This is a genomic window from Sorangium sp. So ce1153, assembly GCF_051521595.1.
Taxonomy (GTDB): Bacteria; Myxococcota_A; Polyangia; order Polyangiales; family Polyangiaceae; genus Sorangium.
Genome location: NZ_CP150361.1, coordinates 5054271 through 5078387 on the forward strand (window position 1 = coordinate 5054271; position 24117 = coordinate 5078387).

The following is a 24117-nucleotide window of genomic DNA, read 5'->3' on the forward strand; positions in this document are numbered from 1 at the left end:
TGTGCCTTTCTGCTCGCCGCCGCGCGCTCCGCGGTCCATGCTCGCCCCCGATGGCTGACCGATGTCCCGGCGGCCTCGGGGCCGGGTCCCGCAGGCTGGGCCGCGCCACCGCGGAGGACCGCCCCAGCTGCGCGGCGCGACGCCGCGAGGCCGCGCCGCCGCTCCCTCGCGGCGCGCTCGCGGCGCTCGCTTGCCTCCTGGCAGCCGGCCTCGCTCCCGCGTGCGACTCCGCGCCGACGTCGACCCCGACGCCGATGCCCTCCCAGAGCCCGCCCATCGCGTCGCTCGCGGCGCTGCCGCGGCCCGCGTTCGCGGAGGCCCCGGCGCCGACCGGCGCGGCGCACGCGTCGAACCCGCTCGGCCTTCCGGCGCACCCGGTCAAGCTCGACCCGGGCCGCCGCGTGTTCACCTTCTCGGATCGGATGCTCGCCGGGGCCCGGCTCGGATCGACGCTCGTGCTGTACGCGGCGACCATCGTCGGCTTCGAGGGCGATGACCTCATCATCGAGGGGCGGGGCGGACCGTCGTACAAGGTCCACCCCGGCTACGTCATCCCCGTGCCGGACGCGCCCCGCCTCCGTCCCCACGATCCGGTGCTCACGGAGTGGAACGGCGTGATGAAGCACGCCGTCGTCACCCGCTTCGTGAAGGACAAGATGGAGGTCCGCTACACCGACATGGACCCGCGGACCCCGCTCGCGCTGCTCAAGGGCGTGCGCTTCGTGGTGCAGACCGAGGGGCTCGTCCCCGGCAACTTCGCCGCGTGGAAGGACGGCGAGACCTGGCGCCACGTGCTCCTCGTCTCGCGGCTCGGCGGTCCGCCGGCCGATCCGGGCGCCGTCCTGACGTCGCTGCCCAGCAGCTCTGCGCGGTGGTTCGCCCTCGGTTACGGCGGAGCCGCGCTGCTCGCGGACGAGTCGGCGCTGCGGCCACTCCCGATCAAGCCGCAGCTCAAGATCGGGGCGAGCGTCTGGGCCGAGTGGGTGGGCACGCTGCGGCCCGCGGTCGTGCAGAGCGCCGAAGAGACAGGCCTGTACACGGTCAAGTTCGAGCGCGCCGGGCGGCCCGCCACGGTCGGCTGGGGGCTGCTCACGCCGCCGCTCGGCTCATAGATCAGCGCGCGGCGCAACTGCGCAAGACGCTACGCGTTTTCGCCCCACATGGAGAGTGGTAAGCGTTGTAGTATGGATCTCAAGAGCGCATGGCTGGCGACGCGTCAGTGGGTCCCGTTCGCCGTCAGAACCATGGCCTATGGCACGGTATCTCTGACGCTGGGACCCCTCACGCCGCAGCGCTCGGCGAGCCTCTGGGCGATGCGCCGCTGGTGTCAGTCGAGCGCGCGCGCGCTTGATATCGAGATCGAGGTGAGCGGCCTCGAGAACGTCCCTCCTGGGGTGTTCGTCTACTGCTCCAATCACCAGAGCCTGCTCGACATCCTGGCCCTCGGCGCGGTGCTGCCGGGCGACTTCAAGTGGGCGGCGAAGCGCTCGCTCATGAAGATCCCGTTCCTCGGCTGGCACCTCCAGCTCGCGGGTCACGTGCCGGTGGATCGCACGGTCGGCTCCCGCGCCGCGGTCGAGGCGATCGCGCGGTTCGAGCAGGTGCTCCGGGAAGGCAAGCCGCTGCTCGTGTTCCCGGAGGGGACGCGCAGCGAGGACGGCGTGCTCCGGTCGTTCAAGAACGGCGGGTTCTATGCCGCCGTCCGCGCGGGCGTCCCCGTGGTGCCGGTCGCGATCGACGGCACGCACCTGCTCATGAAGAAGGGAGCCCTCGACACGGGCGACGGCACGATGCGGCGCGTCCGCGTCCGCGTCGGCGCGCCGCTCTCCGTACGCCCCGACGGCCGCGAGGGCGCGCGCGTGAACGATCTGCGCGAGCGCGCCCACGCCGCGGTGAGCGACCTCCTCCGGTCGATCGGCGGCAGCGTGGAGGTGCCGGCCAGCGACGCGTCCGTCTCGGAGCCGCCGGCGAGCGGCGCCCAGGCGGATCAGGCGCCCGGCTGAGCGCCGCCGCGCCGCTCGAGATCAGTCGCAGAGGCTCGGGAGCGCGTCGATCTCGGTGAGCAGCTCGGCGTAGTCGTCGATGCGCCGGCCGCCGAACAGCGCGTCGTCGAACCGGTAGAACACGCGCCGGGTGAGGGGCATCACGCCGGCGCTGTCGTAGGCCGCGGCGTCGGTCGCGGTGTTGCCGAAGGCCCACGCGGGCACGATCTCCCTGCCGCCGCTGAAGAGCTGCAGCAGCTCCGCGAGCTTGTAGTCCGTGGCGGCCTGGCCGAGCGCGCCGGTCAGGTCGAGGGTGGTGTGCACGATGCCAGGCGGGAAGCCGTAGGCGTCGAGGAAGTCGCGCGTGCGCTGGACGAGCCACTCCGGCCGCGCGGTCAGGTACATCGGGCGGTAGCCCTTCGACGTGAGCCGATGGAACGCCGCCGCGGCGCGCGGGTGCGCGTCGGGCAGCGAGCCGGTGAGGAGGGCGGTGAACTCCTCCGTCTCCGTGCCGGTCAGCGTCCCGTCGACGTCGCTCACGAACATCGGGGCGCCCCGGGGGACGACCTCGATGAAGAGGTCGGTGCTCGACAGATCGCCGCGGACGACCAGGTGGACCCGGTGCCTGCCCGGACCGAGCCGCTGCGCTGCGGGGATCTCGAAGAAGACACGGCCGCCGCTGTCGATGACGCCCTCGATCTCGCGGTGCGCGGCGTCGTCCTCCGTCGTCATCGCCGAGCCGAGGCGCTCCCAGGCGCCGCTACAGCCGCGGAGCAGGTAGACGTCGACCCGCTCGCCCTTCAGGTCCTTGTCGGTGATCCCATAGGCGAACTTGCCGATGATCCACTGCGGGTCGTCGGGGGTCAGGTAGAGATCGCGCCCGCGGTGGCTGGGGCGCCCCGCGCCGGCGATGAGGTACGACGTCGGGTGGTTCCACGCGAGCTCCTCGCCCGGATCCGGCGGCGCGGCGTCGCACGCGGGAGGGGGGTCGCAGAGGGCGCCGGGCGCCCCGCCGCCGCTCGAAGCGTCGCCGCCCGCGCCGCTCGAAGCGTCACCGCCCGCGCCGCTCGAAGCGTCGCCGCCCGCGCCGCTCGAAGCGTCGCCGCCGCTGCCGCCGTTGTGGTCGTCGTCGTCGCTGCCGGTCGAGCCGCCGTCGCCGCCGCCGCCCTGGCTCGATGAGCCGCCGCCTGTCGGCTCGTTGCTCGGCGCGCCGAGCGTCGCGTCGGCCGAGCCGCAGCCGATCGCGAGCGCAGTCGTGGCCATGACAAGGAGAATCTTGAACTGCATCGCGCCCGAGTGTGGCCGAGTCGCCCCCGATCGAACAACCGCCTTCGGATCGTCGGTGACCTCGCGGACGATCGCGCTCGGCCCTTGCGCGCGGGTCGGACTCGGGGCAATCGTAGCTGCCCCAACGATGCCCAAGCCCAGCCCGAAGTTGCTGCTCCGTCAGGCCGGTGAATACCTCAAGGCTCACCCCGAGGAGATCGGGAGGGCGCTGCGCGGCGCGCTCGGCCTGCGCTTCGGCGTCCCGATCGATGCGCTGCGCTATCTCGCGAGGGAGCTCAGCGGCGGCAAGCGCGCGCCGAAGGACATCGTGATCGAGGCCGCGCCCCCGGGCCTGCGCCTCGCGCTCACCGTGAAGGTCATGGGCGCCCCGATCCGGGCGTCGTTCGCCGTCTACGCCGAGGAGCTCGACGTGCGCGCGGACGCCATCCAGGTCGGCCTCCGGATCGCCGACCTCAAGCTTCACGTCATGGGCGACGAGGGCTCGCCGATCGCCGGGCTGATTAACTCGGGAGCGATCGACCTGAACAAGCCGGGCAATTTCGTGTCGTTCATGCCAAAGCGGCCGGCCGCGCTGATCGACGCCAAAGACGACAGGATCACCCTGGATCTGCTCAAGATTCCAGCGATCGGCCAGAATCCGACGGTCGTCCGGGCGCTGCGCATCTGCGCGCCGGTGCTCGGTGTTCGTGCGCTGAAGACCAAGGATGACCACCTGGACGTCCACCTCAAGGCCACCCCCTCCGGGGTCGCCGCCGCGATCGCCGCGGCGCGCGCGGGCGTCTGAGGCTCTTTCCGGTGGGGGCTGTCGCCCGCTAGACTTCAGCGTGCATGTCTCGGCTCCCAGCGCCCGCGCCGGCTGCGCTCTCGCTCCAGTTCCTCGCCGAGATCGCATCCGGAGCGACCACCCGCGTTGATCTCTGCAGGTCGGTAGGTCCGCACCGGCCCGGGGAGCTGCTCGCCGTCAAGCGGCTGCACCCCCACTACGCCGAGGATCCGGCGGTCTCCACCCGGTTCTTCGACGAGGTGCGCACGACAGCGGCGCTCAAGCACCCGAACGTGGTCGAGGTCGCCGGCTGGGGCACCGACGAGCAGGGGTCGTACTTCGCCGTCGAGCTCGTGCAGGGCGTGAGCCTCGCGCGGCTCATGAAGACCGTCTTCGACACGGGCGAGGTCTTCTCCGAGCGGCTCGTCGTCCACATCGGCGCGACGCTCTGCCGTGGGCTCGCCGCGGCGCACGAGCTGCGCTCGCCAGCCGGCGAGCTGCTCAACCTGGTGCACCGCGATCTGACGCCGGGCAACGTGCTCGTCGGCTTCCAGGGCGAGGTGAAGATAGCCGACTTCGGGCTCGCCAAGTCGTCGCTCCGCGTGATGAACACGGCCGTCGGGGCGCGCCGGCGCGTGACGACCTACATGGCGCCGGAGCAGGCCCGCGGGGGCCCCGCCGACAAGCGGTCCGACCTGTTCTCGCTCGGCGTCGTGCTGTTCGAGCTCTTCGCGGGCAAGCACCCGTGGTCCTCGTCGAGCGACTACGAGCTCCTCCGGAACCTGACGACGCAGCCGGCGGCCGACCTGCGGGAGCTCCGGCCGAAGATCGACAAGGAGCTCGTGGCGATCGTGACGCGCTGTCTTGAGAAGGAAGCGTCGTCACGCTTCCAGAGCGCGGACGAGATCTTCGCGCGGCTCGAGGGCTGGCTGCGCAGCCACGGGTACCTCGAGGGGAACGAGGAGGCGCTCGGCCGCTTCGTGCGGCGCAACGCGATGAGGCAGATGCGCTGGTTCGAGCGCGCGGTCTCCGGCGGCTTCGCCGACGTCGCCAAGGCGCCGCGCCCCTCGCTGTCGGCGCAGACGGCGATCCCGCGCCGGCCCGCGATCGACGTCTCGCACGTTTCGCACGTCTCGCACGCCGCGCGGGACCGGGGTGCGGGCGCCTCCGACCGGCTCCGCGGTAGCGGCGCGGCGCGCGCGCAGGACGAGGAGCCGACCGATCTCGACGCGCGAGGCGGCAGCGGCACGGCGTCCCCGCTCCCGCTGAGCACCACGGCCCGAGACGCGGACGACGTCCTGCGCCGGCGCGGGCCGCTGTCGTCCGATGGGGCCGACGAGAAGACGGTCGTCGTCGGGGGCGCCGGCCGCGGGCGCGGGGATCCCGCGTCCGGCAGCTCGAGCGGCGGACGGCGGCGCAGCCATCCATCGTACGGCTCGATCACCGCGCAGGACGCCGAGCCGCGCCTTCAGCCCGCGAGCGAGCCGCCGCAGGCGGAGCCGCCGCGCTCGACGACGGCCGCGGTCGCGTACTCGGCGGATCGCGACGACGGCGCCACGCCCACGTCGCCGGGCGCGCAGGAGGGCGAGACGCAGCTCCACGCGGAGGTCGACCGCCTCACGACCGAGGCGCTCCGGTTCCGCGAGGAGGCGCGCTTCGCTGTCGCGCACGCGGAGCGCAAGCTGGCGCTGGCCAAGGTGGCGGCCCACCTCTCGTCGATGGCCGCCGAGGCGCTGCGCCTCGCCGCGAGCTCCGGCGCGGAGCGCGCGTCGCGCCGCCTCGACGAGGCGCTCGCGCTCGAGCGGGCGATGCACAAGGCGATGTCCGCGCCGCTCACGCTCGCGCCCGAGACGGCCGCTGGCCCTGTCGCGTGGGGCAACGAGCAGCAGGCCGTCCTGACCCAGCTCGGCCTCGAGCACCTGGCGTCGCCCGCGACGCCGCGTCCCCCGGACCTCGGCGCGCCCCCGCAAGGTCCCGCTCCGGCCGCCCGGGGCGCCTCCGCGGCCCCGCGGAGCGCGACCGCGGCGCCCGCGAGGAGCTGCGCTGCCGGCGGCGCAGCCGCGCCGCTCATCATCCAGGGCGGCACCTCCGGCGTCGACATGCCGAACAGCCCGCCGAGCTCCGTGGAGTCGATCGCGTTCCAGGCCAGCGTCCGGCCGATGCTCCTCGGCGTGCCGCGCGCGCTCGCCCTCACCGTCGCGGCGGCGGCGTTCGCCGCGTTCGTCCTGCTGGCCTGGCTCTACTCCTGAAGCGCCGCCGCGCGGCGCGCCGCCCTCGGAGCCCGAGCTCCGCTGTCGCGCGCGTCATGGGGGCGGGCGCGGGCGCCGCGCGCCGAGACGTCGCTTGATCCCGGCGGGGCACGGCGGGTACCGTCCTTGATCATGAGCGAGCAAGGCGACTGGGTGCTTATCGGCCTCGACGAGAACACGGCGCGCCGGCAGGGGATCCCCGCGCGCATGCCGGTGCCTCGGGGCGAGTTCGAGGGGTTGGCCGACAAGGGGCTCAGCATCGACGCTGCCCGCAAGTGGATCAAAGATTTCCTCACGAACTCCGAGCCCGGCAAGAGCGGCGTCTGGCGCAAGCAGAACAGCGCGCTCGTCTCGCAATTCGAGGCCTTCCTCGACAAGGCGCCGGTCTGGGAGCGCGCGCAGAAGGCGTTCGGCGAGCGCGATTACGAGAAGGCCATCTCGGCGCTCAAGCGCATCGTCACCATGGACCCCGACGACCACGCCGCGCGGCTGAACCTCGCCTCGGCGCAGGCGAACATGGGCGATCACCCCGCGGCGCTGAAGAGCTTCCAGGCGATCCGGAAGACGTTCCAGGGCGACGCCGACTACCACGTGGCGGTCGGGCAGGTGCACCTGGCCATGCAGAAGAAGGACGCCGCGCTCGACGAGATGGTGCTCGCGCTCGAGGCGAAGCCCGACTGCCAGCCGGCGCTCGACGCGATGGTGCAGCTCGGGGTCCTCGTGCCCATCTACGAGAACCCGCGCGACGCCGCCTCGCTCGTCTACGTGCGCTCCGACGCGGTGCTCGAGTACCTGACGGGCCAGTGGGACGCGGCGCCGCGCGACAGCGCTTTCTACCTCGAGCAGCTCGCGTACCACGAGCGCGAGCTCCGCCACGGCGTCGCGCTGGCGGCCGCCGAGCGCGCGGTTGCGGCCGCGGGCGCTGGCGCCGCCGCGGGCGAGGGCGGCGAGCGGGCCGAGCGCGCGCAGCTCGCGCGGATCGCCGCGCTCCGGTCGCTCGGGCGCGTCGACGAGGCGCTCGCCGCGGCCCAGGCGTTCGTGAAGGAGGCGCCGTCCTCGTCGGGCGCCTGGGTCGAGCTCGCGAAGTGCCTCACCCAGGCAGGCCGCGGCGAGGAGGCGCCCGCCGCGATCGAGAGCGCGCTGGAGCGCGACCCGGGCGACCTCACCGCGCTCTCGCTCCGGTTCTGGCCGAGCGACCCGGCGGACATCCAGAAGGTCAACGAGGCCATCCCCGCGCTCGCGGCCTTCGCCGCGGCGCACCCCGAGAGCGCCGGAGCGCGCCGATCGCTCGCCCGCGCCGAGCTCGTCGCGGGCCGCATCGACGACGCGCTCGCCGGCTTCGCGGCGGCCGTCGCGCTCGCGCCCGAGGACGACGACCTCAGGGCCGAGTACTGGAGCGAGCTCGGGAAGCAGCAGCGATACCCGGAGATCATCGCCGACGCCGCGAAGCTCTCGGACCTGGCGAAGCGCGACTGGAAGCTGCGGTGGAACGAGGCCGAGGCCTACGCCGCCCTCGGCAAGAACATCGAGGCGCGCGCGGCGTTCTCGGCCATCAACTTCGACGAGTCGCTGCACGTCGACGTGCGCCGCAGGGCCAAGCGCGCGGTCAAGACGATGGACGAGACGCCGCCGGTCGTGACGTGAGCTCGCGGCGACGGCGGCCCGCGCTCAGAGCGAGCCGGAGAGGCCGAGCCCGAGCGTGTCGGCCGTGACGATCGGTTTCACCGAGAGGGAGACGTCGTTGCGGACGAGCTTCTTCTCGGGCGCCGCGAGGCCGCCGATGAACATGGCGACGCCGCCGACCTGAGCCAGCCCGTCGACCATGAGGATGAAGACGCCGCCGCCCTTGGCCTCCGCCGTGCCGATGGTGACGAACGGGCCGGCGAGCGGGATGTAGAGCGGCATGTAGGCCGCTCCGCTGCCGCCGCTCGCGCGGTCGCCGGCCTCCGCGACGAGCCCGACCATCGCCGAGAGGAGGTACGTGACGCCGAACGTCACCGCGCCGGCGATGACCAGCCCGCGGCGCGCCCTGCCCTCGACGCGGTAGCCCTCCGGGACGGTCTGCCCTTCCTCGTAGTTCATGATCCTCGGCCCGACCGGCGGCGAGCCAGGCGGCGCAGCGTACCCGGGCGGCGGGGCGTACCCCGGCGGCGGGGCGTACCCCGGCGGCGGGTAGTAGCCGGGCTGCTGCGCGTACGGGGCGGGCGCGCCGTACGGCGCCGGGGTCCCGTAGGGCGCCGGCTGCGCCTGGGCGGCGGCGCCCGGCGGCGCGGACGCCGCGGGAGGGGGCGCCTGCGCGAAGGCAGAGGATGCGCCGAGAAGGAGCGCGGCCAGAGGTGCTGCACTGGCGAAGAGAGATCGCGAGAGGTGAGCTGAGGGGCCCTGACCGGGAGGGATATCCATGATCAACGACCCTAACGCAGCTAGCGCGCAAAGATCCAGATGAGCGCAAGACGCCGCTCGGCGGGTGAGCTTCTCTCACTTCAGGTGCGCGCGTGCTCCGGCATCGGCTGGTTCCTGGCGGCGCCGTCGTCCTTGCGCGGCTCGAGCTCCGGCGCGCGGTGAGGCTCCTCCTCGAGGAGCCGCGGCGTCTCGCCGGTGATGAGCCGCGAGGCGCGCTCGTACGTCAGGTACGACACGGCCCACGAGAACAGCACCATGAAGCGGTTGCGGAAGCCGATCAGGAAGAGGACGTGGACGACGAGCCACGCGAGCCACGCCAGGAACCCGGAGAGCTTCAGCCTGCCGAAGTCGGCGACGGCGGCGGCGCGCCCGATCGTCGCCATGGAGCCCCTGTCGTGGTAGCGGAACGGCAGCCGCGGCTGCCCCCGCAGGGTGCGCGCGATGTTGCGCGCGGCGTGGCGCCCTTCCTGGATGGCCGCGGGCGCCACGCCCGGCACGGGCGTCCCGTCCTCCTGCTTCAGGGACGCGAGGTCGCCGATGACGTAGATGTCCTCGTGGCCGGGCACCGTCAGGTCCGGCTGCACCAGCACGCGGCCTGCCCGATCGAGCGGCACGCCGAGCGTGCGGGCGACGCCCGACGCTGCCACGCCGGCCCCCCAGAGCACGGTCCTGGCCTCGATCCGCTTGTCCCCGATCGAGACCCCTTCCTCGTCGATCCCGGTGACGAGGCAGCCCGTCCGCACATCCACGTTGAGCGCCTCGAGCTGCTTCCGCGCCTTCTCCCCGAGCTCCGGGACGTACGACGGCAGCACCTGTCCTGCCCCCTCCAGCAGGATGATGCGCGCCCTGCACGGGTTGATGTGCCGGAACTCGCGCACCAGCGTGTGCCTGGCGAGCTCCGAGAGCGCCCCGGCGAGCTCGACGCCCGTCGGGCCCCCGCCGACCACCACGAACGTCAACCAGGCGCTGCGCCGCGCGGGATCGGGCTCGCGCTCGGCCGCCTCGAAGGCGAGCAGGACGCGCCGGCGGATCTCCAGCGCGTCCTCGACGGTCTTGAGCCCGGGCGCGAAGGCCGCCCACTCGTCGTGCCCGAAGTAGGAGTGCGACGCCCCGGCCGCCAGGATCAGCCTGTCGTAGCCGAGCTCGCCGTCCTCGAAGATCACCTTCTTTTGCACGGGATCGATCGCCGTCGCCTCGGCGAGGAGGACGCTCGTGTTCTTCTGCTTGCGGAGCACCCGCCGGATGGGCGCGGCGATGTCGCTCGCGTTCAGGCCCGCCGTCGCGACCTGGTAGAGGAGGGGCTGGAACGTGTGATGGTTGCGCCGGTCGACCACGGTCACGCGCACCGGCTCGCGCCGGAGCGCCCGCGCCGCGTAGAGGCCGCCGAAGCCCGCGCCGAGGATGACCACGTGCTCCATGGCCCTGGCCCTGGTCCCTGCGCCCCGCTCCGGCAAGCGTCGAGACCGCTGATCTCTCGCTTTGACCCGGAACGTGCAGCGCCGTGTCCTCGCCCGGACACGGATGGACGGCCGGGCGGCCGCTCGCCGCCATGCCTGTTGTGGTGGGCTGCTTGGTGGGCTGTCAGGCGTCGCCTCTCCGGGACGCCGTGCCCGCGCGCGGCCGGGCCTGGCTGGGCGGTCGCGCCGGCGCGGCTACACCGCTCTGCCCTGGGCGATCCAGCTGTTCATGACGACCGCGCTCTTCTCCCACCCTTGCCGCAGCTCCTTCTCGGCGCTGCTCTCGAGCAAGCCGCCCACGCCGAAGACCTTCGCCTCGATGACGAGCTCGGCGATCCGACGCGTCTTGTTGTCGCCGAGCGCCTCGGCGCGGACCACGCCCTCGTTGCGCATCTTGTCCGCCAGGGTGCTTGGCGTCAGCTTGAAGGTCCACACCTTCGTCGCCTTGTTGAGCTTGCCCTCCTCGGTATAGCGAAAGCCGGAGCCGAGCAGCTTCTCCACGGGGCCGGGCAAGTTCATCTTCGGCTTTCCGGCCGACCTGCGGACGATCTCGCTCTCCGTCTCGAACTGCTCCGTGATGGTGTACTCGGGGAAACCGAGCTCCTTCCTGTAGAGCTCCTCGTTGAAGGTCTTGTCCAGGAACAGCTTCCAGAACGTATCGACGCTGCAGTTGATCTCGTTCGTGATGGTGAATTTGCCCATGGATCGTTCCTTTGCGGTGGCGATGCGGTCTCGCCACGCGTGTACCGCACCCCATCGGTGGCGTCCATGTCGGCCTCGGGCCGCCGAACACAGGAGCTGCGATGAGGTGCGTCCGTCTCCGCTGTGCGTGCGCCGCGCGCGCGTCGCGCGTCGCGCGTCGCGCGAGGTCGGGCCGAGCGCCGCGGGCTAGCGCCGGTGTGAGAAGGCGCGCAGCGGGCGCGGAGCTCGCGAGATCGGCGAGCGCGGCGCCACGGCGATCGCGGAGACGCTCGCCCCGCGTGGTGCAGAAACCGGCGCCGGCCTTCCAACGCTTCCCTGTTCGTGCAAACATCGTCATGCTGTGACGTGCATCCTCGTCATCGACGATGACCCCGCGATCCGAGGCATGTTTGCGCGCGCGCTCCGCTCGCTCGGGGACGTCGAGGAGGCGAACGGCGGGGCGCCGGCGCTGCGCCGGCTCTCCGCGCGCAAGTTCGATCTGGTGGTGCTCGACCTGCACATGCCGCTCGTCGACGGCTTCAGCGTCCTCGACGGGCTCTCGGCCAAGGGCGCGCTGAACCGGGACACGCCGGTCTTCGTCGTGACCGCCGATGAGTCGCAGCAGGCCCGCATCCGCGCGCTGCGGCGCCACGCGATCTTCCTGCTCTCGAAGCCGGTGCACCTCGCGACGCTCGTGTCGCTCGCGGAGTCGTCCCTGAAGAAGGCGGCGTCCCGGGCCACCCCGGCACCGCCGTCGCCGCTGCCCGACAAGACTGCGCTCGATCGGCCGAAGAAGGACTGAGCGCGCCACCAGCGGCGGCGCAGGAAGCGGGGGTCGCGGGCAGAGGGCCAGCGCGCCCGGGGCTCGGCGGTGCCGCCGTGGCGGGCCAGCGGTGCCGCCGTGGCGCGCCGGCGGTGCCGCCCTAGCAGGCCGGTGGGTGCTGCCGTGGGCGGCCGGCGGTGCCGCCGTGGCGGGCCGGCGGCGCTACCGCGGCGCCAGGTCGAGACCTTGCGGCGGGGTTGGCACGGGCGCGCGCGGCGGGGCTTGCGTCGGGACGGGCGCGCGCGGCGGGGCAGGCGCGGGGCTCGGCGGGGTCGACGGCGCCGCGGGCGCGGGCTGCACCGCGGGTGCGGGCTGCACCGCGGGCGCCGGCTGCCCCGAGGGCTGCGGCGGCGGCGCCCCGGTGACGGTCGGCGTGGGCATCGGCCCTGGGACGCGCGGGGCGGGGGCGACCGGGGGAGCCGGGTAGGGCGTCGCCGGCGCGGGCGCAGCGCCCGGCCCGTAGGCCGGCTGCCCGCTCGTGAGCGGCGCGGCGGCGTCGGCGGGGGCCGCACCGGCGTCCGCCGCGTCGGCGGGGACGGCGGCGTCGGCGGACGCCTCGGCTGCGGCGGCGGACGCCGGGGCCGCGGCGTCAACCACGGCGGCCGTGGCGGCCGCGCTCGCGTCTGGCGCCGGCGCCGGCGCCGGCGCGGCCGCCGCATCGGCCGCGGCGTCGCGCGGATCCAGGGTCGGCGCGGGCGCAGCAGGGCTCGTGAAGGGTGACATCAGCGAGCCGAACGACAGGCCGGCGGAGCGCCGGGCCAGCAGGAGCGAGACCACCGCGGCCAGGCCCAGGACGGCCAGCGTGACCAGCGCCGTGCGCACGAACGACCCCCTCGCCGGCGCCGTGCGCGCGCGCCGCTCGGGGAGCGACGCGACAGCGTCCGTGGGGTCGGTTGCGTGCGCCGGAGGACCCGCGTGCGCCGGCGCGCGGCCCGGGTGCAGCGGCGGCGGGACCAGCGGCAGCGGCGAGAGCCCCGCCGGGAAGTCGAGCGGCGAGACCGTCGCGTCCGGGTGCGATTTGCGCGTTGCATCCGGGTTCGACTTGCGGGTCGCGTCCGGGTTCGACTTGCGCATCGGATCCGGGTTCGACCGCCGCGAGCTCGTCGGGCCCGACATGCGCGAGCTCGCGGGCCCCGACATGCGCGAGCTGGCCGGGCCCGACATGCGCGAGCTGGCCGGGCCCGACATGCGCGAGCTCGCGGGCCCCGACATGCGCGAGCTCGCGGGCCCGGCGCTGGACGACGGCGGCGCCGCGTCGGCCGAGCCCCCGTCCTCCGTCGCCTCTTGCCCGTCCTGCAGGATCGGCAGCATCGAGATGCGCCGGAGCATCACCTCGGTCGCGTCCTCGGGGCGCGAGGCCTGCGGCTTGTGCGGGTGGGCGCGCTCCGCGAGGATCCGGTCGAGCTCGTCGATCGCCTGATCGATCCGCTCCTTGCGCGCCTCGGCGACCCCGGGGAGCAGATCGCGCACGAGCTGGCCCACCTGCTTGTCGCTGTAGCTCTCGCGGACGGCCACGCTCACCTGCTCGAGATCCCGGCGCAGCTCCGCGGCCGTCTGGTACCGCTCGTTCGGGTTCTTGGCGAGCGCGCGCATGATGATGCGGTCGAGCTCCGGGTGGACCTCGGGCATGATCTCGCGCGGCGGCTGCGGGTTGCGGTTCGCGATCTGCTGCATCGCCTCGAGCGGGCCCTTGCCGCGGAACGGCGTGTGGCCCGTGACGAGCAGGTAGAGCAGCACGCCCATCGAGAAGAGATCGCTGCGGCGGTCGAGCGCCCCGCCCATGACCTGCTCGGGCGAGAAGTACCCCGTCTTGCCCTTGATCGCGCCGACGCGGCTGATCTGCGCGCGCGCCCGCGTCTTCGCGACGCCGAAGTCGACGACCTTGACCATGCCGTCGAACGTCACCATCACGTTCTCGGGCGTGACGTCGCGGTGGATCAGGTTGAGCAGCTCGCCCGTGTCGTCGCGGACCTCGTGCGCCGCGTGCAGGCCGGCGCACGCGTCGATCATCACGTGGAGCACCCAGCCGAGCGGCAGGAGCGCGCGCTTCGCCTTCTGGTTCGCGAAGATCTTCGCGATCGGGGCGCCGTCGATCCACTCCATCGCGAGGTACGGCCGGTCGCGGACCTCGCCGTACGCGAGGATGTGCACCACGTTCGGGTGGAGGATGCGCGACGCGGTGCACGCCTCGTCGAGGAACATCGCCCGCGCGTCGTCGTCCCCCCGCATCGCGTCCGACAGCAGCTTGACGGCGACGATCTGGACGGAGCCGTTGGGGCGCCTGAGCCGCGCAGCCCACACGGCGGCCATGCCGCCCACGGCTGCAGGGAACAGCAGCTCGTAGGGGCCGATCGTATCGCCCGGCTGGAAGTTACCGGGGTCGTCGTCGTTCCAATCACTCCACGGATCTTTGGCCACGCGCTCCCCCACCATGTCGGAAGACGTGCAGCGCGACAAGACCTGGCGCTCGGCGCCGTCTTCCCGCTCCGCCGCGCGGCGCCGCCGGTGTCAGGCCCGGCGACGCTCGCCTACCATGCGCTCGAGCCGCCCGAGCGCCCGGACCAGGACCTCCTCGCTCGGGCCGAACGAGAAGCGGACGTGATGGCGGAACCGCGACGGCCGCCCCGCCCGGCGCTTGCCCGGGTTGACGTCGAAGAACTCGCCCGGCACGACGATGATCCGCTCCCCCAGGGCCGCCCGGAAGAAGCCGTGCCCGTCGGAGAGCCCCGGGGGCAGGTCGGCGACCGAGCCCCAGACGTAGAACGTGCCCTCCGGCTCCGCGTCGATGGTCACCCCGAGCTTGCGCAGCCCCGCGAGCAGGAGCTCGCGCTTGCGCGAGAACGTCCGGTGGATGGCCGTCGTCTCGGCGCGGGTGTGCTCGATGGTGAGCAGCTCTGCCGCGGCGCGCTGCATCGGCTTCGAGCCGCCGCCGTCGAGGAAGCTGCCGGCGCTCGCGACCGCCTCGATGACCTCGCGCGGCCCGAGCGTCCAGGTGACGCGCCACCCAGGGTACCGCCAGTTCTTCGTCAGTCCATCGAAGATCACCACCGGATCGCGGTCGACCTCCTCGACGTAGCGCGCGGCGCTCTCCATCGGCGCCACGTCGCCCATCCCGTAGACGTAGTGCGAGTAGAACTCGTCGAGCAAGAGGGCGCAATCGAGCTCCTTCGCCGTGCGGACCCAGGCGGCGAGCTCCTCGCCGCGCACGTGCTTTCCGGTCGGGTTGCAGGGGTTCGAGGCGAGGATCGCGCTCAGCCCGCGCCCCAGGATCTCGCGGCGGAGGTCGCCGACCGAGAACGAGTACCCCCGCTCGCCCTCGAGCAGGATCGGGATCGGCGAGAACAGCCGGAAGACGTCGAGCAGCTCCTCGTACGCGGTGTAGTCGGGCAGGAAGTGGCCGAGGTTGATCTGCCCGAGCGCCGCCGCGGCGCGGGTGAGGGCGATGCGGCCCCCGCCCGAGACGGCGACGTTCTCGGCCGTGTAGCGCGACGGCATGCCCCGCCGGTAGGCGCGGTTGTACAGCGAGGCGATCGCCTCGCGCAGCTCCCACAGGCCCGCCACCGGCGCGTACTCCTGGTCGTCGCCGGCGATCGGCACCGCGCCGCAGCGCTCGGGCGCGCCCGGCAGCGGGCCGGTCTCGGGCTGACCCTGGCCGAGGTTGCACCAGCCGTCCGGCCCCTCGTCGCCGCCCGCGTTGAACCCGAGGCGCGCGGCCTCGGTCGTCACGTAGATGACGCCCGTCCGCGGGACCTTCCGGAAGGCGTGGACCGCCCGCTCGTCGCCGCGCCGGGGCGGCCTGTCGTCCCGGTCGGCCGGCGCCCCCGGGTCGCTCGCGCGGCCCCCCTCTCCCTGGAGGTCGCCGGGCTCTTCAGGATGCTCTCGCACTACGTCCGTCATCGTTCGCTTCCAGGTATCGCGGGGGTGCGCCGCCGAGGTCTGCCGGCGCGGAGGGTCGAGCGCCTCAGGCCTGCTGGGCCGCCGGCTTCGCGTCGTCCGCGTCGTCCACGCTCTCCGGCTCGTCGCGCCGCGACCACGGCGCCGGCTTACCCGAGAACAGGCAGAGCAGGTAATAGCAGAAGGCGAGTGAGACCGCGGTCAGCGCCGTGTACTTGTCGTCGTTATAGTAGAACGTGATCCAGATGAACTGGCTGAGCGCGGCGAGGCCGAACAGGGGCACCTCGATCTGCCGTTTCAGCCGGGTGAGCGGCGCGGTCAGGATCATGAACGAGTAGTAATAACAGGTGAGCTGCGAGAGCAGGATGACGAAGATCTGGGCCAGGCACTGGGCCACCCACAGCGAGCGGATCCGCCGGCACACGTAGACGAAGGCGGCCAGGCTGGCGGCGATGATCCCGTAGGCGACCCAGCGGTACCTGGCGTAGCGCTCGTTGCGCATCCGCTTCCAGACCTCGAACGGGTCGACGAGCTTCGTGTCCTTCGTGTACTTCATCCGGCCGGACTCGACGCCGGCCCCGGGCTTGTGTGCGACGAGCACGCGGAGGCCCATGTGGTTCGTCAGCGGCGTCTGGTCGTGCACCTTGAGCGTGTGCTCGTAGAACTGCACGTACGAGTCCTTGCCGGAGACCTTCATGCTCAGCGGCACGAGCACGGCGGCGGCGAGGACGCCCCCGATCAGCACCTGCACGTGCGACCTCGCCATGCGCTTGTGGCGGACGAGGTAAATCCCCGCGACGGTCAGCCAGCCGATCACGGGCAGGCCCGGGAAGACGCGCAGGAGGCCGGCGTAGACCATGCTCGCGCCGGCGAGCTTGAAGTAGCGCTTGCGGATGAGGCAGGCCGACAGGACGAGGTAGAAGAGCCAGTCCTGCCGGAGGAACGCGCCGCCGGTCCAGTAGAACGGCGCGGAGGACTGGCAGCCCCAGAAGATCGCCGCGACGGCGAAGACCCGCCACCCGAAGGCCCAGTAGAGGGCGACGAACACCCCGAGCAGATAGAAAATATCGAAGCTGGCGAGGAACTGGAGGTAGCGCGTGCTGGCCGGCTGGAGGTCCGCCCAGAACTTGCCCATGATCGTCCAGACCGGCGGCGGGTTGTAGCCGTGGTCCTTCTGCATGTCCTCCCAGTAGCCCTTGTCCGAGGACGTCCGGAAGAACTGCACGTCAGCCTTGAACGCCTCCCAGCGCTCCGGGGAGAAGTGCGCCTTGCAGACCTCGGGGCTGGCGAGCACCTCGCTCGCCGGCATGAGGAGGTTGTCGCCGCCGAGGTTCCGGATCTTCTTGTCCGGGTGGCGCACCTCCTTGGACATGTCGAGCTTGACCGGGCGCCCGGTGTCCTCGTTCGTGTACGTGACGACCCCGAGCTCGTCCTGCGCGATCAGCGCGCACTTGTAGAGGCCGTCGTACCCCATCTCGGGGAAGTACTTGGCCCCCATGTAGTAATGGAACTGATCCCAGCGGTGGTAATACTTGGGATAGCCGAAGCGGAAGCCGTTGAAGTAGGCGATGATGGCGGCGACCCCGAGCGCCACGCCGACAAACCGCTTCCAGCGCTCCGCGACCGGCCGGCGCATCCCCTCGCGCTGCGTCTCGTAGAAGACGCAGAGCGCGGCGCCCATCGCGATCAGCACCTTCGCCAGGTCCACGGCGCGGGCGTGCTCGTCGATGTACCGATCCAGGCCATAGAAGAACAGCGCGACGCCCGCGGCGACCGAGCCGTACCGCGCCAGCACGCGGAAGCGCGGCGGCGCGAACGAGTTGAGCGCGTACGCGACGCCGAAGTAGGCGCAGAACGCGGTGACGATCTCGATGATTTGTTGTGACGTGAGCTTCATGGCCTGCGTGTCGGATCGGGATCGAGGGTGACGCGGAACGTGCGCGGAACGTGCGCCGGCGAGCCTCTGCGCCGGGTGCCGCGCCGGCGTGCCCGACGGCGAGCGCTGCCGCCGCCGCCCCGACCCGCGCTGCGGGCTGGAGCCTGTCGGGAGGGGCGTCGCCGTAGGTGCAGAGCGCACCCCGTCCCGGACGGGCTCCACGGGGGAGGCGGGCGCCACCTTAGCCGAAATCCAGGGCGTGTGGCGGTCTCGTTGCGGGAACGGTGGGAACGATGGGAACGGTCGGAAGCGTGGGAACCCTGCGAGGACCTTGCGAACAGCGAACAGCGCGGAGCGAGCGGGGAACGCACCCAGGTGCCGCATGTGACCAGGGCGGAGCCGTGTCGGTTCGACGTGCTGCGCAATCGAGCGGGCTTCCTCCGCCGAGCAGAGCTCGTGTATCGTCTCCCTTCGTGTCGAACGACAGTTTCTCTTCCGCTTCCTCGGGGGGCTCCGAGCGAGAGGGGGCTCGTGGCCCCTATGGCTTCCTCGTCCGGGTCGACGGCGCGCCGCCGCTGTGGTGCCGCGAGGTCCGGGGCTTCCACCGCGCCGCGGTGGCCGCCGCCGACCCCGACGCGATGCCGCCCGCGCAGCTCGTGCTCGTCGGTCTCGACGAGGCCACGCGCGCGTGGCTCGCGTCGTGGGCCGAGGACAGCGAGCGCGTGCGGCGCACGATGACGATCCGCCGGCTGCTCGACGACCGGGAGGCGACCGCGGTCGTGACGCTGGCGTCCTACGGGTACGGCGTCGAGACGGCGCTCGCCGTCGAGTCCGTCGTGGTGCCCGCGGGCGAGGGCCCGGCGGCCATCCTGCGCAGCGGCGTGCACACGAAGGAAGAGATCGACGCGATGCTCGCGGTCCTCGCGACGGCGCTGCCGGAGAGCGAGGAAGCGAGCTGGTTCGTGCACGTGTAGCGGGCGCCCGGCCCGCGCCGCGGCGTGGTTGACGCGCCGCCCGCGCGGCGGAGCCACCGGTGGACGTCGCCGCGCGGCCGTCCTCGCCGACGTTCCATCGGAGCGCTCGCCGTGCTGTCCCGCTTGATCGCGCGGCGTCGAGTCCCGTCAAGCCACCCTGCGCGCTTCCGCCTGGTCGCTGCGGCAACCGAGAAGCAACCGAGAAAAAGGAAGTGAGTCACTTTGCATGTTTCGGTGCGTGAGCCCCTTGCTCGCTTGAACAGCGGTGATAGGCTGGTCCTCGGCTTCGGACGGAGCGTCAGCTCCAGGATGGTCCTGCCGCGGAGCACCGTGGTACCGAGGTCGATACCAGATCGGCGGGCTCTCCGCTGATCCGCAATCGAACACCCCTGCCATGCCGGACGATCTCTTTCGATCCGGCGCGGGGTGCCGGCACGCCGGAGGAGGGATGGACACCATGCACAGTACCAGTGGCTCTTCTATACCGGAGGCTGGGAACAGCTGACCCTCGTGGAGCGTGACGCAGGGTCATCGGGGCCTTGCGAGACGCATCCGCGCTCGGCCAGGTCCGGCGCCTAGCAACCTGTTGAACGCCATCGCGACCTCCGCGAGGCCGGCAGAGAGGGAATCGTGGAAGACTCAGGTCTTCCGGGAACGGTTCTCACCGGTGCTCCGGGGTCAATCGCTCGTCGCGATGGGGCAGGGGAGGCGCCGCACAGGCGGGATCAAGCGGGGTCCAGAAGGCCTCCGGTAGAGGCCCACGGGACGGGTCGGGTGCAAGCGAAGCACCCGGCCCGTTTTTTCTTTCCATGGCGCGCATGACGAGTGCCCAGCGCGCGCTTTCTTGTCCGGCGCCGTGGCCGTCTGGTAGGCGGCGTCGATGCGGATGCTGCTGCTCGCGCTGCCCGTGCTGCCCATGTTGACGGCGTGCGCCGACGCCTTCGGCGACCAGGCCGCGCCGGCTCCGGGGACCGCGCTCGGTGAGTTCCACGTGGTCGGGACGCAGACGGCGAACACGTGCGGCGAGGGGACGCTCGGCGCGACGCGCCTGTGGGAGTTCGACGTCGAGCTCGCGCGCGACGAGGGCGCCCTGTTCTGGGACAACGGCGCCGCCGTCATCCAGGGCGTCGTCGACGAGGACCGGATGGGCTTCTCGATCGATGGGCGCGTGGTGGTCGACATGCGCAGCGGCGACGCGCCGCCGGGGCTGCCCTGCTCGGTCGAGCGCCGCGACCGGGCGCGCGGGCAGCTCGGCAGCGCGAGCGACGACGTCCGGCGGTTCGAGGCGACGCTCTCCTACGAGTTCGCGCCCACGGCGGGGTCGCGCTGCGAGGACCTCGTGGCCGGCGAGCTCAGCGTCGCGCCGGTGTTCGCGGCGCTGCCGTGCGGGATGGCCTACGAGCTGAAGGCGAAGCGGAGCGCGCTCCCGCCCGAGTGAGCGGCGGCCGGCGTGGACCTCCGGGCGCGCGCCGCGGTACCGTGCCGCGACCGTGAAGCACGTCATCCATCATCTGGGCGGGCGCGGCGGACAGCGCTCCATCCTGGTCCACGGCGGCGCGGGCAACGTCGCTCCCGAGCGGAGGCCGCTGCACGCGGCGGGGTGCCTCATCGCCGCGCGCGCGGGGGCGCGCGTGCTCGCCGAGGGCGGGAGCGCGCTCGACGCGGTCGAGCGCGCGGTGCGCGTCCTCGAGGACGATCCGCTCTTCAACGCGGGCACGGGCGCGTGCCTCAACGAGGAGGGCCACGTCGAGCTCGACGCGTCGATCATGGAGGGCCGCGGGCTGCGGGCCGGCGCTGTCTGCGCGCTCTCGGACTTCGCCGAGCCGATCGCGATCGCGCGCGCGGCGCTCGAGGACGGCCGGCACGTGCTCTACGCCGCGCACGGCGCCGCGCGGTTCGCGCGGATGAAGGGGTTCTCGCCCGTGGGCGAGGCCGCGCTCATCACGGAGGCCGCCCGGGAGGCGCTCGCCGCGGCCCAGCGGGGCGCGGGCCGCACGACCTCGTGGGCCGGCAGCACGGTCGGGGCGGTGGCGCGCGACGCGAGCGGGCTCACCGCGGCCGCGACGAGCACGGGCGGCACGGTGAACAAGCGCGTCGGGCGGGTAGGGGACTCGCCGCTCATCGGGGCGGGCACGTACGCCGACGACGAGGCCGGGGCCGTGTCGACGACCGGCTACGGCGAGGGGATGATCCGGCTCGCGGTGGCGCACTCGGCCGCGGAGCGGATGCGCGCCGGAGAGAGCGCGGTCGACGCCGCGAGGGGGATCATCGCGCACCTGGCGGAGCGGCTCGACATGACCGGCGGCGTCATCGCGGTCGACCGGGACGGGCGGTTCGGGCTGGCGCGGTCGACGGAGACGATGTCGTGGGCGGCGGCCGGGGACTGGGGCGAGGAGAGCGGCGTGTAACGAGCGCGAGCAGGCGCTCAGCGACCGGATCCAGGCGTTCCTCGCGGCGCAGGACCAGGGCGACGCGAACCAGTTCACCCTCGCCGGCGAGCCGCTGGGCGCCGATCATTCCTCCTGCGCGCGGAGCGCCGCGGTTCCTTTTCAGGAGGCGCTCAGCGGAGATCGGGTTCACCGCGCCGGCGCCTGCGCAGCGCCGTCGAGAGGGCGGCGAGCGTCAACAGGCCGAGCTCCAGCGGGCCGCTCGCGGACGGTCGTGATGCCGCGGGGGTGCCGAGGCGGCAGCCGCCCTGGTCGACGTAGCCGCCGCTGGGCGGTGGCAGGACGCAGTCGCCCGATTCATCGCAGACAGATCCGTCGACGCAGTCGTGGACCGAGCGGCAAGGCTTCAATTGCGCCCCGGTCTGGGGCGAGCAGGCGAAGGGCGGGTAGTCGGGGTGCAGCGACGTGCAGACGCCGTCGGCGGAGGCGTCCCGGTGGTCCGAGCACGCTTCGCACAGGTACATGTTGCAGCGCTGATCACAGCAGACGCGGTCGGCGCAGGAGCCGCTCTGGCATTCGATGGGTGCCTCGCAGACGCTGCCGTTCGGCATCGGGCGGAACACCTCGGCCTCTCTGAGGCTTCCCTCGCGGCTCTTGCCGCCCGTGACGAGCATCTGCATTCCCGGCAGCGGCGTAGCCGTATGTCCAGCGCGGGCGGTGAGCATCGATCCGAGACGTGACCACGTGCCTGCGGCCACGTCGAACACCTCGGCATCGTCGAGGTAGAGAACCACAGCATCCGGATCGGTCGCGCTGCCGCCGGCGACGAGGACCTGCCCATCCCACAGCAGGGTGGCGGTGTGTCGATAGCGGGCAGTGAGCATGGATGGTACCGGCTGCCACGTGCCGTAGGTCGGGTCGAACACCTCGGCGCTATCGAGCTCTTTGCTCAGATTGAAGCCGCCTGCGACGAGCACTCGACCGTCTGGCAGCAGCGTGGCGGTATGCGCGGTGCGGGCGGTTTGCATGGGTGCAACATCGATCCATCGGTTCGAGGCCGGGTCGAACACCTCGGCGCTGTCGAGCTCCCCTCTGGAGTGGTGACCGCCGGCGATGAGCACCCGGCCGTCCGGCAGCGGCGTGGCGGAATGCCCAGTCCGGACGGTTTGCATGGGTGCAGCGTCGATCCAGCGGTTCGAGGTCGGGTCGAACATCTCGGCGCTTTCGAGCAATCCTCCGAGGTGGTAACCGCCGGCGATGAGCACCCGGCCGTCCGTCAGCGGCGTGGCGGTGTGCCCAGAGCGGGCAGTGAGCATGGGCCCGACGCCCATCCACGTGCCCCACGCCGGATCGAACACCTCGGCGTTGTCGGGCTCTCCTTCGCTGCTGATGCCGCCGGCGATGAGCACCCGGCCGTCAGCGAGCGGTGTGGCCGTGTGCTCAACGTGGGCGGTGAGCATGGGCCCGACGTTCGTCCATGTGTTCGAGGCGGGATCGAACACCGCAGCGTTGTCAGGATCTCCGTCGTCCCCCGTACCGCCGGTGACGAGCACCCGCCCGTCTGGCAGCGGCGCGGCGGCGTGGTCCGTGCGGTCGGCGGCCATGGGCTCGGCGTCCAGCCACGGGCTCGAGGCCGGGTCGAACACCTCGACGGTATCGAGCGCGACCCCTCCTGTGACGAGCACCCGGCCATCGGGCATCGGCGTGGCGGAGTGCCCCTGGCGGGCGGCGAGCATGGCATCGACGGGCCGCCATGTGCCGGCGACCGGGTCGAACACCTCGGCACGGTCGAGCGATCCACGGCCGCCGGCGCCGCCGGCGATGAGCACCCGTCCGTCCGGGAGCGGATTGGCAGTATGAGCAGCCCTGCCGGAGAGCATGGGCCCGACAGCTGTCCAGGTGCCCGAGGTCGGGTTGAACACCTCGGCGCCGCTGGACATTCCCTCGTTGCTATAGCCGCCTGCAACGAGGACCCGTCCGTCCTGCAGCAGCGTCGCCGTGCGCGCCTGCTGGGGGGGAGTGCGCATGGTCCCTGCGTCTGTCCAGCTCCCGACGGACGGGTCGAACACCTCGGCGGTATCAGCTTCCAGCGCCTCGTCGGCATCCCCGCCGGCGATCAGGACCCGACCGTCCAGCAGTAGCGTAGCGGTGTGCTCGTGGCGGGCGCGGGCCATGGTTCCTGCGTCCGTCCAGGTCCCGAAGGCCGGGTTGAACACCTCGGCGCTGTCGGACCCGTCGCCGATACCACCGGTGACGAGCACCCGTCCGTCCCGCAGGCGCGTCGCGGTATGCTCCAGGCGGGGGCTGCTCATGGCCCCTGCGTCTGTCCAGGCCCCGGAGACCGGGTCGAACACCTCGGCGCTGTCGAGCCATCTTTCCTTGTTGTATCCGCCCGCAACGAGCACTCGTCCGTCACGCAGCAGCGTGGCGGTGTGCTCATCGCGGGGGCTGCGCATGGTCCCTGCGTCCGTCCAGGTCCCGGAGACCGGGTCGAACACCTCGGCGCTGTCGAGAATGTCCCCGTAGAGAAAGCCGCCCGCGACGAGCACCCGCCCGTCGGCGAGCTGTGTGGCGGTGTGCCCGCTGCGGGCGGTACTCATCTTCCTCTTGAGCTTCCACCGCGGGTCCACCAGCACGGTCTCCCCGTCGGCGTCCACCCACAGCTCGAGCCGCGCTCCCTGCGCGACGAGCCGCGCGCCGACCGGCCTCCCGCCTGCCGCATAAGCCTCGGGTGCGGTCACGCGTATCTGCAGCGCGCCACGCGCGTCCGCGATCTCGACGGCCTCGCCCGCCTGGCGCAGCGCGGCCCCATCGACCTGCCAGGTGGCCACGGGCGCGTCGCGCCGCACCGCGCTTGCTTCGACCAGCAGCCACTCCTCGTAGCCGTCGTCCAGGGCGGTCCAGAACGAGGTCCCGCCCCGGCGCGCATAGGAGATCGCGTTCTCCGCCACCGCGGCCTTGCCCAGCACGCCGAGCTCCCGCACTTCCACCTCCGAGCCGTCCGGCAGGGGGAAGCGGACGGCGCCATCGCCGCCCGGCGGGAAGCGGGAACGCAGCCCGGTCTCGCCCGACAGGCCGACAAGCGCATCGACGGTCCGCAGGGACTCGAACGCATCTCCTGCCAGGGTGAAAGCGAACGGTCCTTGAAGGATGGCGTCGGCCTGCTCGGGGAACTGCCGACCGAGGGCGCGCGCGTCGAGCGGATCGGCGGCCTCGCTGCAGCCGAGCAGCAGGGCCAGCATGAAAGTCCAGAAGATCGCCAGCGCGCGTCGGCCGAGTGGGCGTGCCGGACAAGCCATGGGCATATCGAATCCCTTCATCTCTGTCGGTCGGTGGCGTCG

At 72.6% G+C, this 24117-nt stretch carries 17 protein-coding genes; 9 read left to right on the plus strand and 8 right to left on the minus strand.

The window, feature by feature from the left end; translation table 11 throughout:
- The first annotated feature begins 50 nt into the window (after positions 1-50).
- On the plus strand, positions 51-1112 hold the full coding sequence (locus tag WME85_RS18035) for a hypothetical protein (RefSeq protein ID WP_437839802.1): 1062 nt from the start codon (positions 51-53) through the stop codon (positions 1110-1112).
- A 72-nt stretch (positions 1113-1184) separates the two neighbouring features.
- On the plus strand, positions 1185-2003 hold the full coding sequence (locus WME85_RS18040; RefSeq protein WP_437839803.1) for a lysophospholipid acyltransferase family protein: 819 nt from the start codon (positions 1185-1187) through the stop codon (positions 2001-2003).
- Between the two features lie 21 nt (positions 2004-2024).
- On the opposite strand, the gene WME85_RS18045 is transcribed toward WME85_RS18040, so the two are convergent.
- Entirely contained in the window at positions 2025-3245 is a 1221-nt protein-coding gene (locus WME85_RS18045) for a lipin/Ned1/Smp2 family protein (RefSeq protein ID WP_437839805.1), read from the minus strand.
- Between WME85_RS18045 and WME85_RS18050 the strand changes: the two genes are divergently transcribed.
- The 3 genes from WME85_RS18050 (at position 3181) to WME85_RS18060 (ending at position 7925) form a co-directional block, all read left to right on the plus strand.
- Complete coding sequence (locus WME85_RS18050; RefSeq protein ID WP_437839807.1) at positions 3181-4053, plus strand: hypothetical protein; 873 nt, start codon at positions 3181-3183, stop codon at positions 4051-4053. The two genes, WME85_RS18045 and WME85_RS18050, sit on opposite strands and share 65 nt — an antisense overlap.
- 44 nt (positions 4054-4097) lie before the next feature.
- Entirely contained in the window at positions 4098-6281 is a 2184-nt protein-coding gene (locus WME85_RS18055; protein ID WP_437839809.1) for a serine/threonine protein kinase, read from the plus strand.
- Between the two features lie 132 nt (positions 6282-6413).
- Complete coding sequence (locus WME85_RS18060; RefSeq protein ID WP_437839811.1) at positions 6414-7925, plus strand: tetratricopeptide repeat protein; 1512 nt, start codon at positions 6414-6416, stop codon at positions 7923-7925.
- A gap of 24 nt (positions 7926-7949) precedes the next feature.
- On the opposite strand, the gene WME85_RS18065 is transcribed toward WME85_RS18060, so the two are convergent.
- The 3 genes from WME85_RS18065 to WME85_RS18075 form a co-directional block, all read right to left on the minus strand.
- Positions 7950-8684: a hypothetical protein gene (locus WME85_RS18065; RefSeq protein WP_437839813.1), complete on the minus strand. Its 735-nt coding sequence runs from the start codon at positions 8682-8684 to the stop codon at positions 7950-7952.
- Between the two features lie 80 nt (positions 8685-8764).
- Complete coding sequence (locus WME85_RS18070) at positions 8765-10102, minus strand: NAD(P)/FAD-dependent oxidoreductase (protein WP_437839814.1); 1338 nt, start codon at positions 10100-10102, stop codon at positions 8765-8767.
- 234 nt (positions 10103-10336) lie between these two features.
- The gene (locus WME85_RS18075; RefSeq protein ID WP_437839816.1) at positions 10337-10843 is read right to left on the minus strand and encodes a DUF2505 domain-containing protein; all 507 of its coding nucleotides are present in this window, start codon (positions 10841-10843) and stop codon (positions 10337-10339) included.
- Positions 10844-11183: 340 nt separating this feature from the next.
- Here WME85_RS18075 and WME85_RS18080 point away from each other — a divergent pair, with 340 nt between their 5' ends.
- Positions 11184-11624, plus strand: a complete 441-nt coding sequence (locus tag WME85_RS18080; RefSeq protein WP_437310585.1) for a response regulator — start codon at positions 11184-11186, stop codon at positions 11622-11624.
- A gap of 183 nt (positions 11625-11807) precedes the next feature.
- On the opposite strand, the gene WME85_RS18085 is transcribed toward WME85_RS18080, so the two are convergent.
- The 3 genes from WME85_RS18085 to WME85_RS18095 form a co-directional block, all read right to left on the minus strand.
- On the minus strand, positions 11808-14063 hold the full coding sequence (locus WME85_RS18085) for a serine/threonine-protein kinase (RefSeq protein WP_437839818.1): 2256 nt from the start codon (positions 14061-14063) through the stop codon (positions 11808-11810).
- A 90-nt stretch (positions 14064-14153) separates the two neighbouring features.
- Complete coding sequence (locus tag WME85_RS18090) at positions 14154-15542, minus strand: pyridoxal phosphate-dependent aminotransferase (RefSeq protein WP_437839819.1); 1389 nt, start codon at positions 15540-15542, stop codon at positions 14154-14156.
- A gap of 64 nt (positions 15543-15606) precedes the next feature.
- A complete protein-coding gene (locus tag WME85_RS18095) occupies positions 15607-17436 on the minus strand; it encodes a hypothetical protein (protein ID WP_437839821.1) in 1830 nt (609 codons plus the stop codon).
- A 452-nt stretch (positions 17437-17888) separates the two neighbouring features.
- Between WME85_RS18095 and WME85_RS18100 the strand changes: the two genes are divergently transcribed.
- The 3 genes from WME85_RS18100 to WME85_RS18110 all read left to right on the plus strand — a co-directional run bounded on the left by WME85_RS18100 (position 17889) and on the right by WME85_RS18110 (position 20797).
- Positions 17889-18389: a hypothetical protein gene (locus tag WME85_RS18100; RefSeq protein WP_437310589.1), complete on the plus strand. Its 501-nt coding sequence runs from the start codon at positions 17889-17891 to the stop codon at positions 18387-18389.
- Between the two features lie 880 nt (positions 18390-19269).
- Complete coding sequence (locus WME85_RS18105; protein WP_437839823.1) at positions 19270-19827, plus strand: hypothetical protein; 558 nt, start codon at positions 19270-19272, stop codon at positions 19825-19827.
- A gap of 52 nt (positions 19828-19879) precedes the next feature.
- Positions 19880-20797 (plus strand): isoaspartyl peptidase/L-asparaginase, encoded by a 918-nt coding sequence (locus WME85_RS18110; protein WP_437839824.1) that lies wholly within the window; start codon positions 19880-19882, stop codon positions 20795-20797.
- Between the two features lie 152 nt (positions 20798-20949).
- Here the strand turns inward: WME85_RS18110 and WME85_RS18115 are convergent, their stop codons facing one another.
- On the minus strand, positions 20950-24096 hold the full coding sequence (locus WME85_RS18115; protein ID WP_437839825.1) for a kelch repeat-containing protein: 3147 nt from the start codon (positions 24094-24096) through the stop codon (positions 20950-20952).
- Positions 24097-24117: the final 21 nt, after the last annotated feature.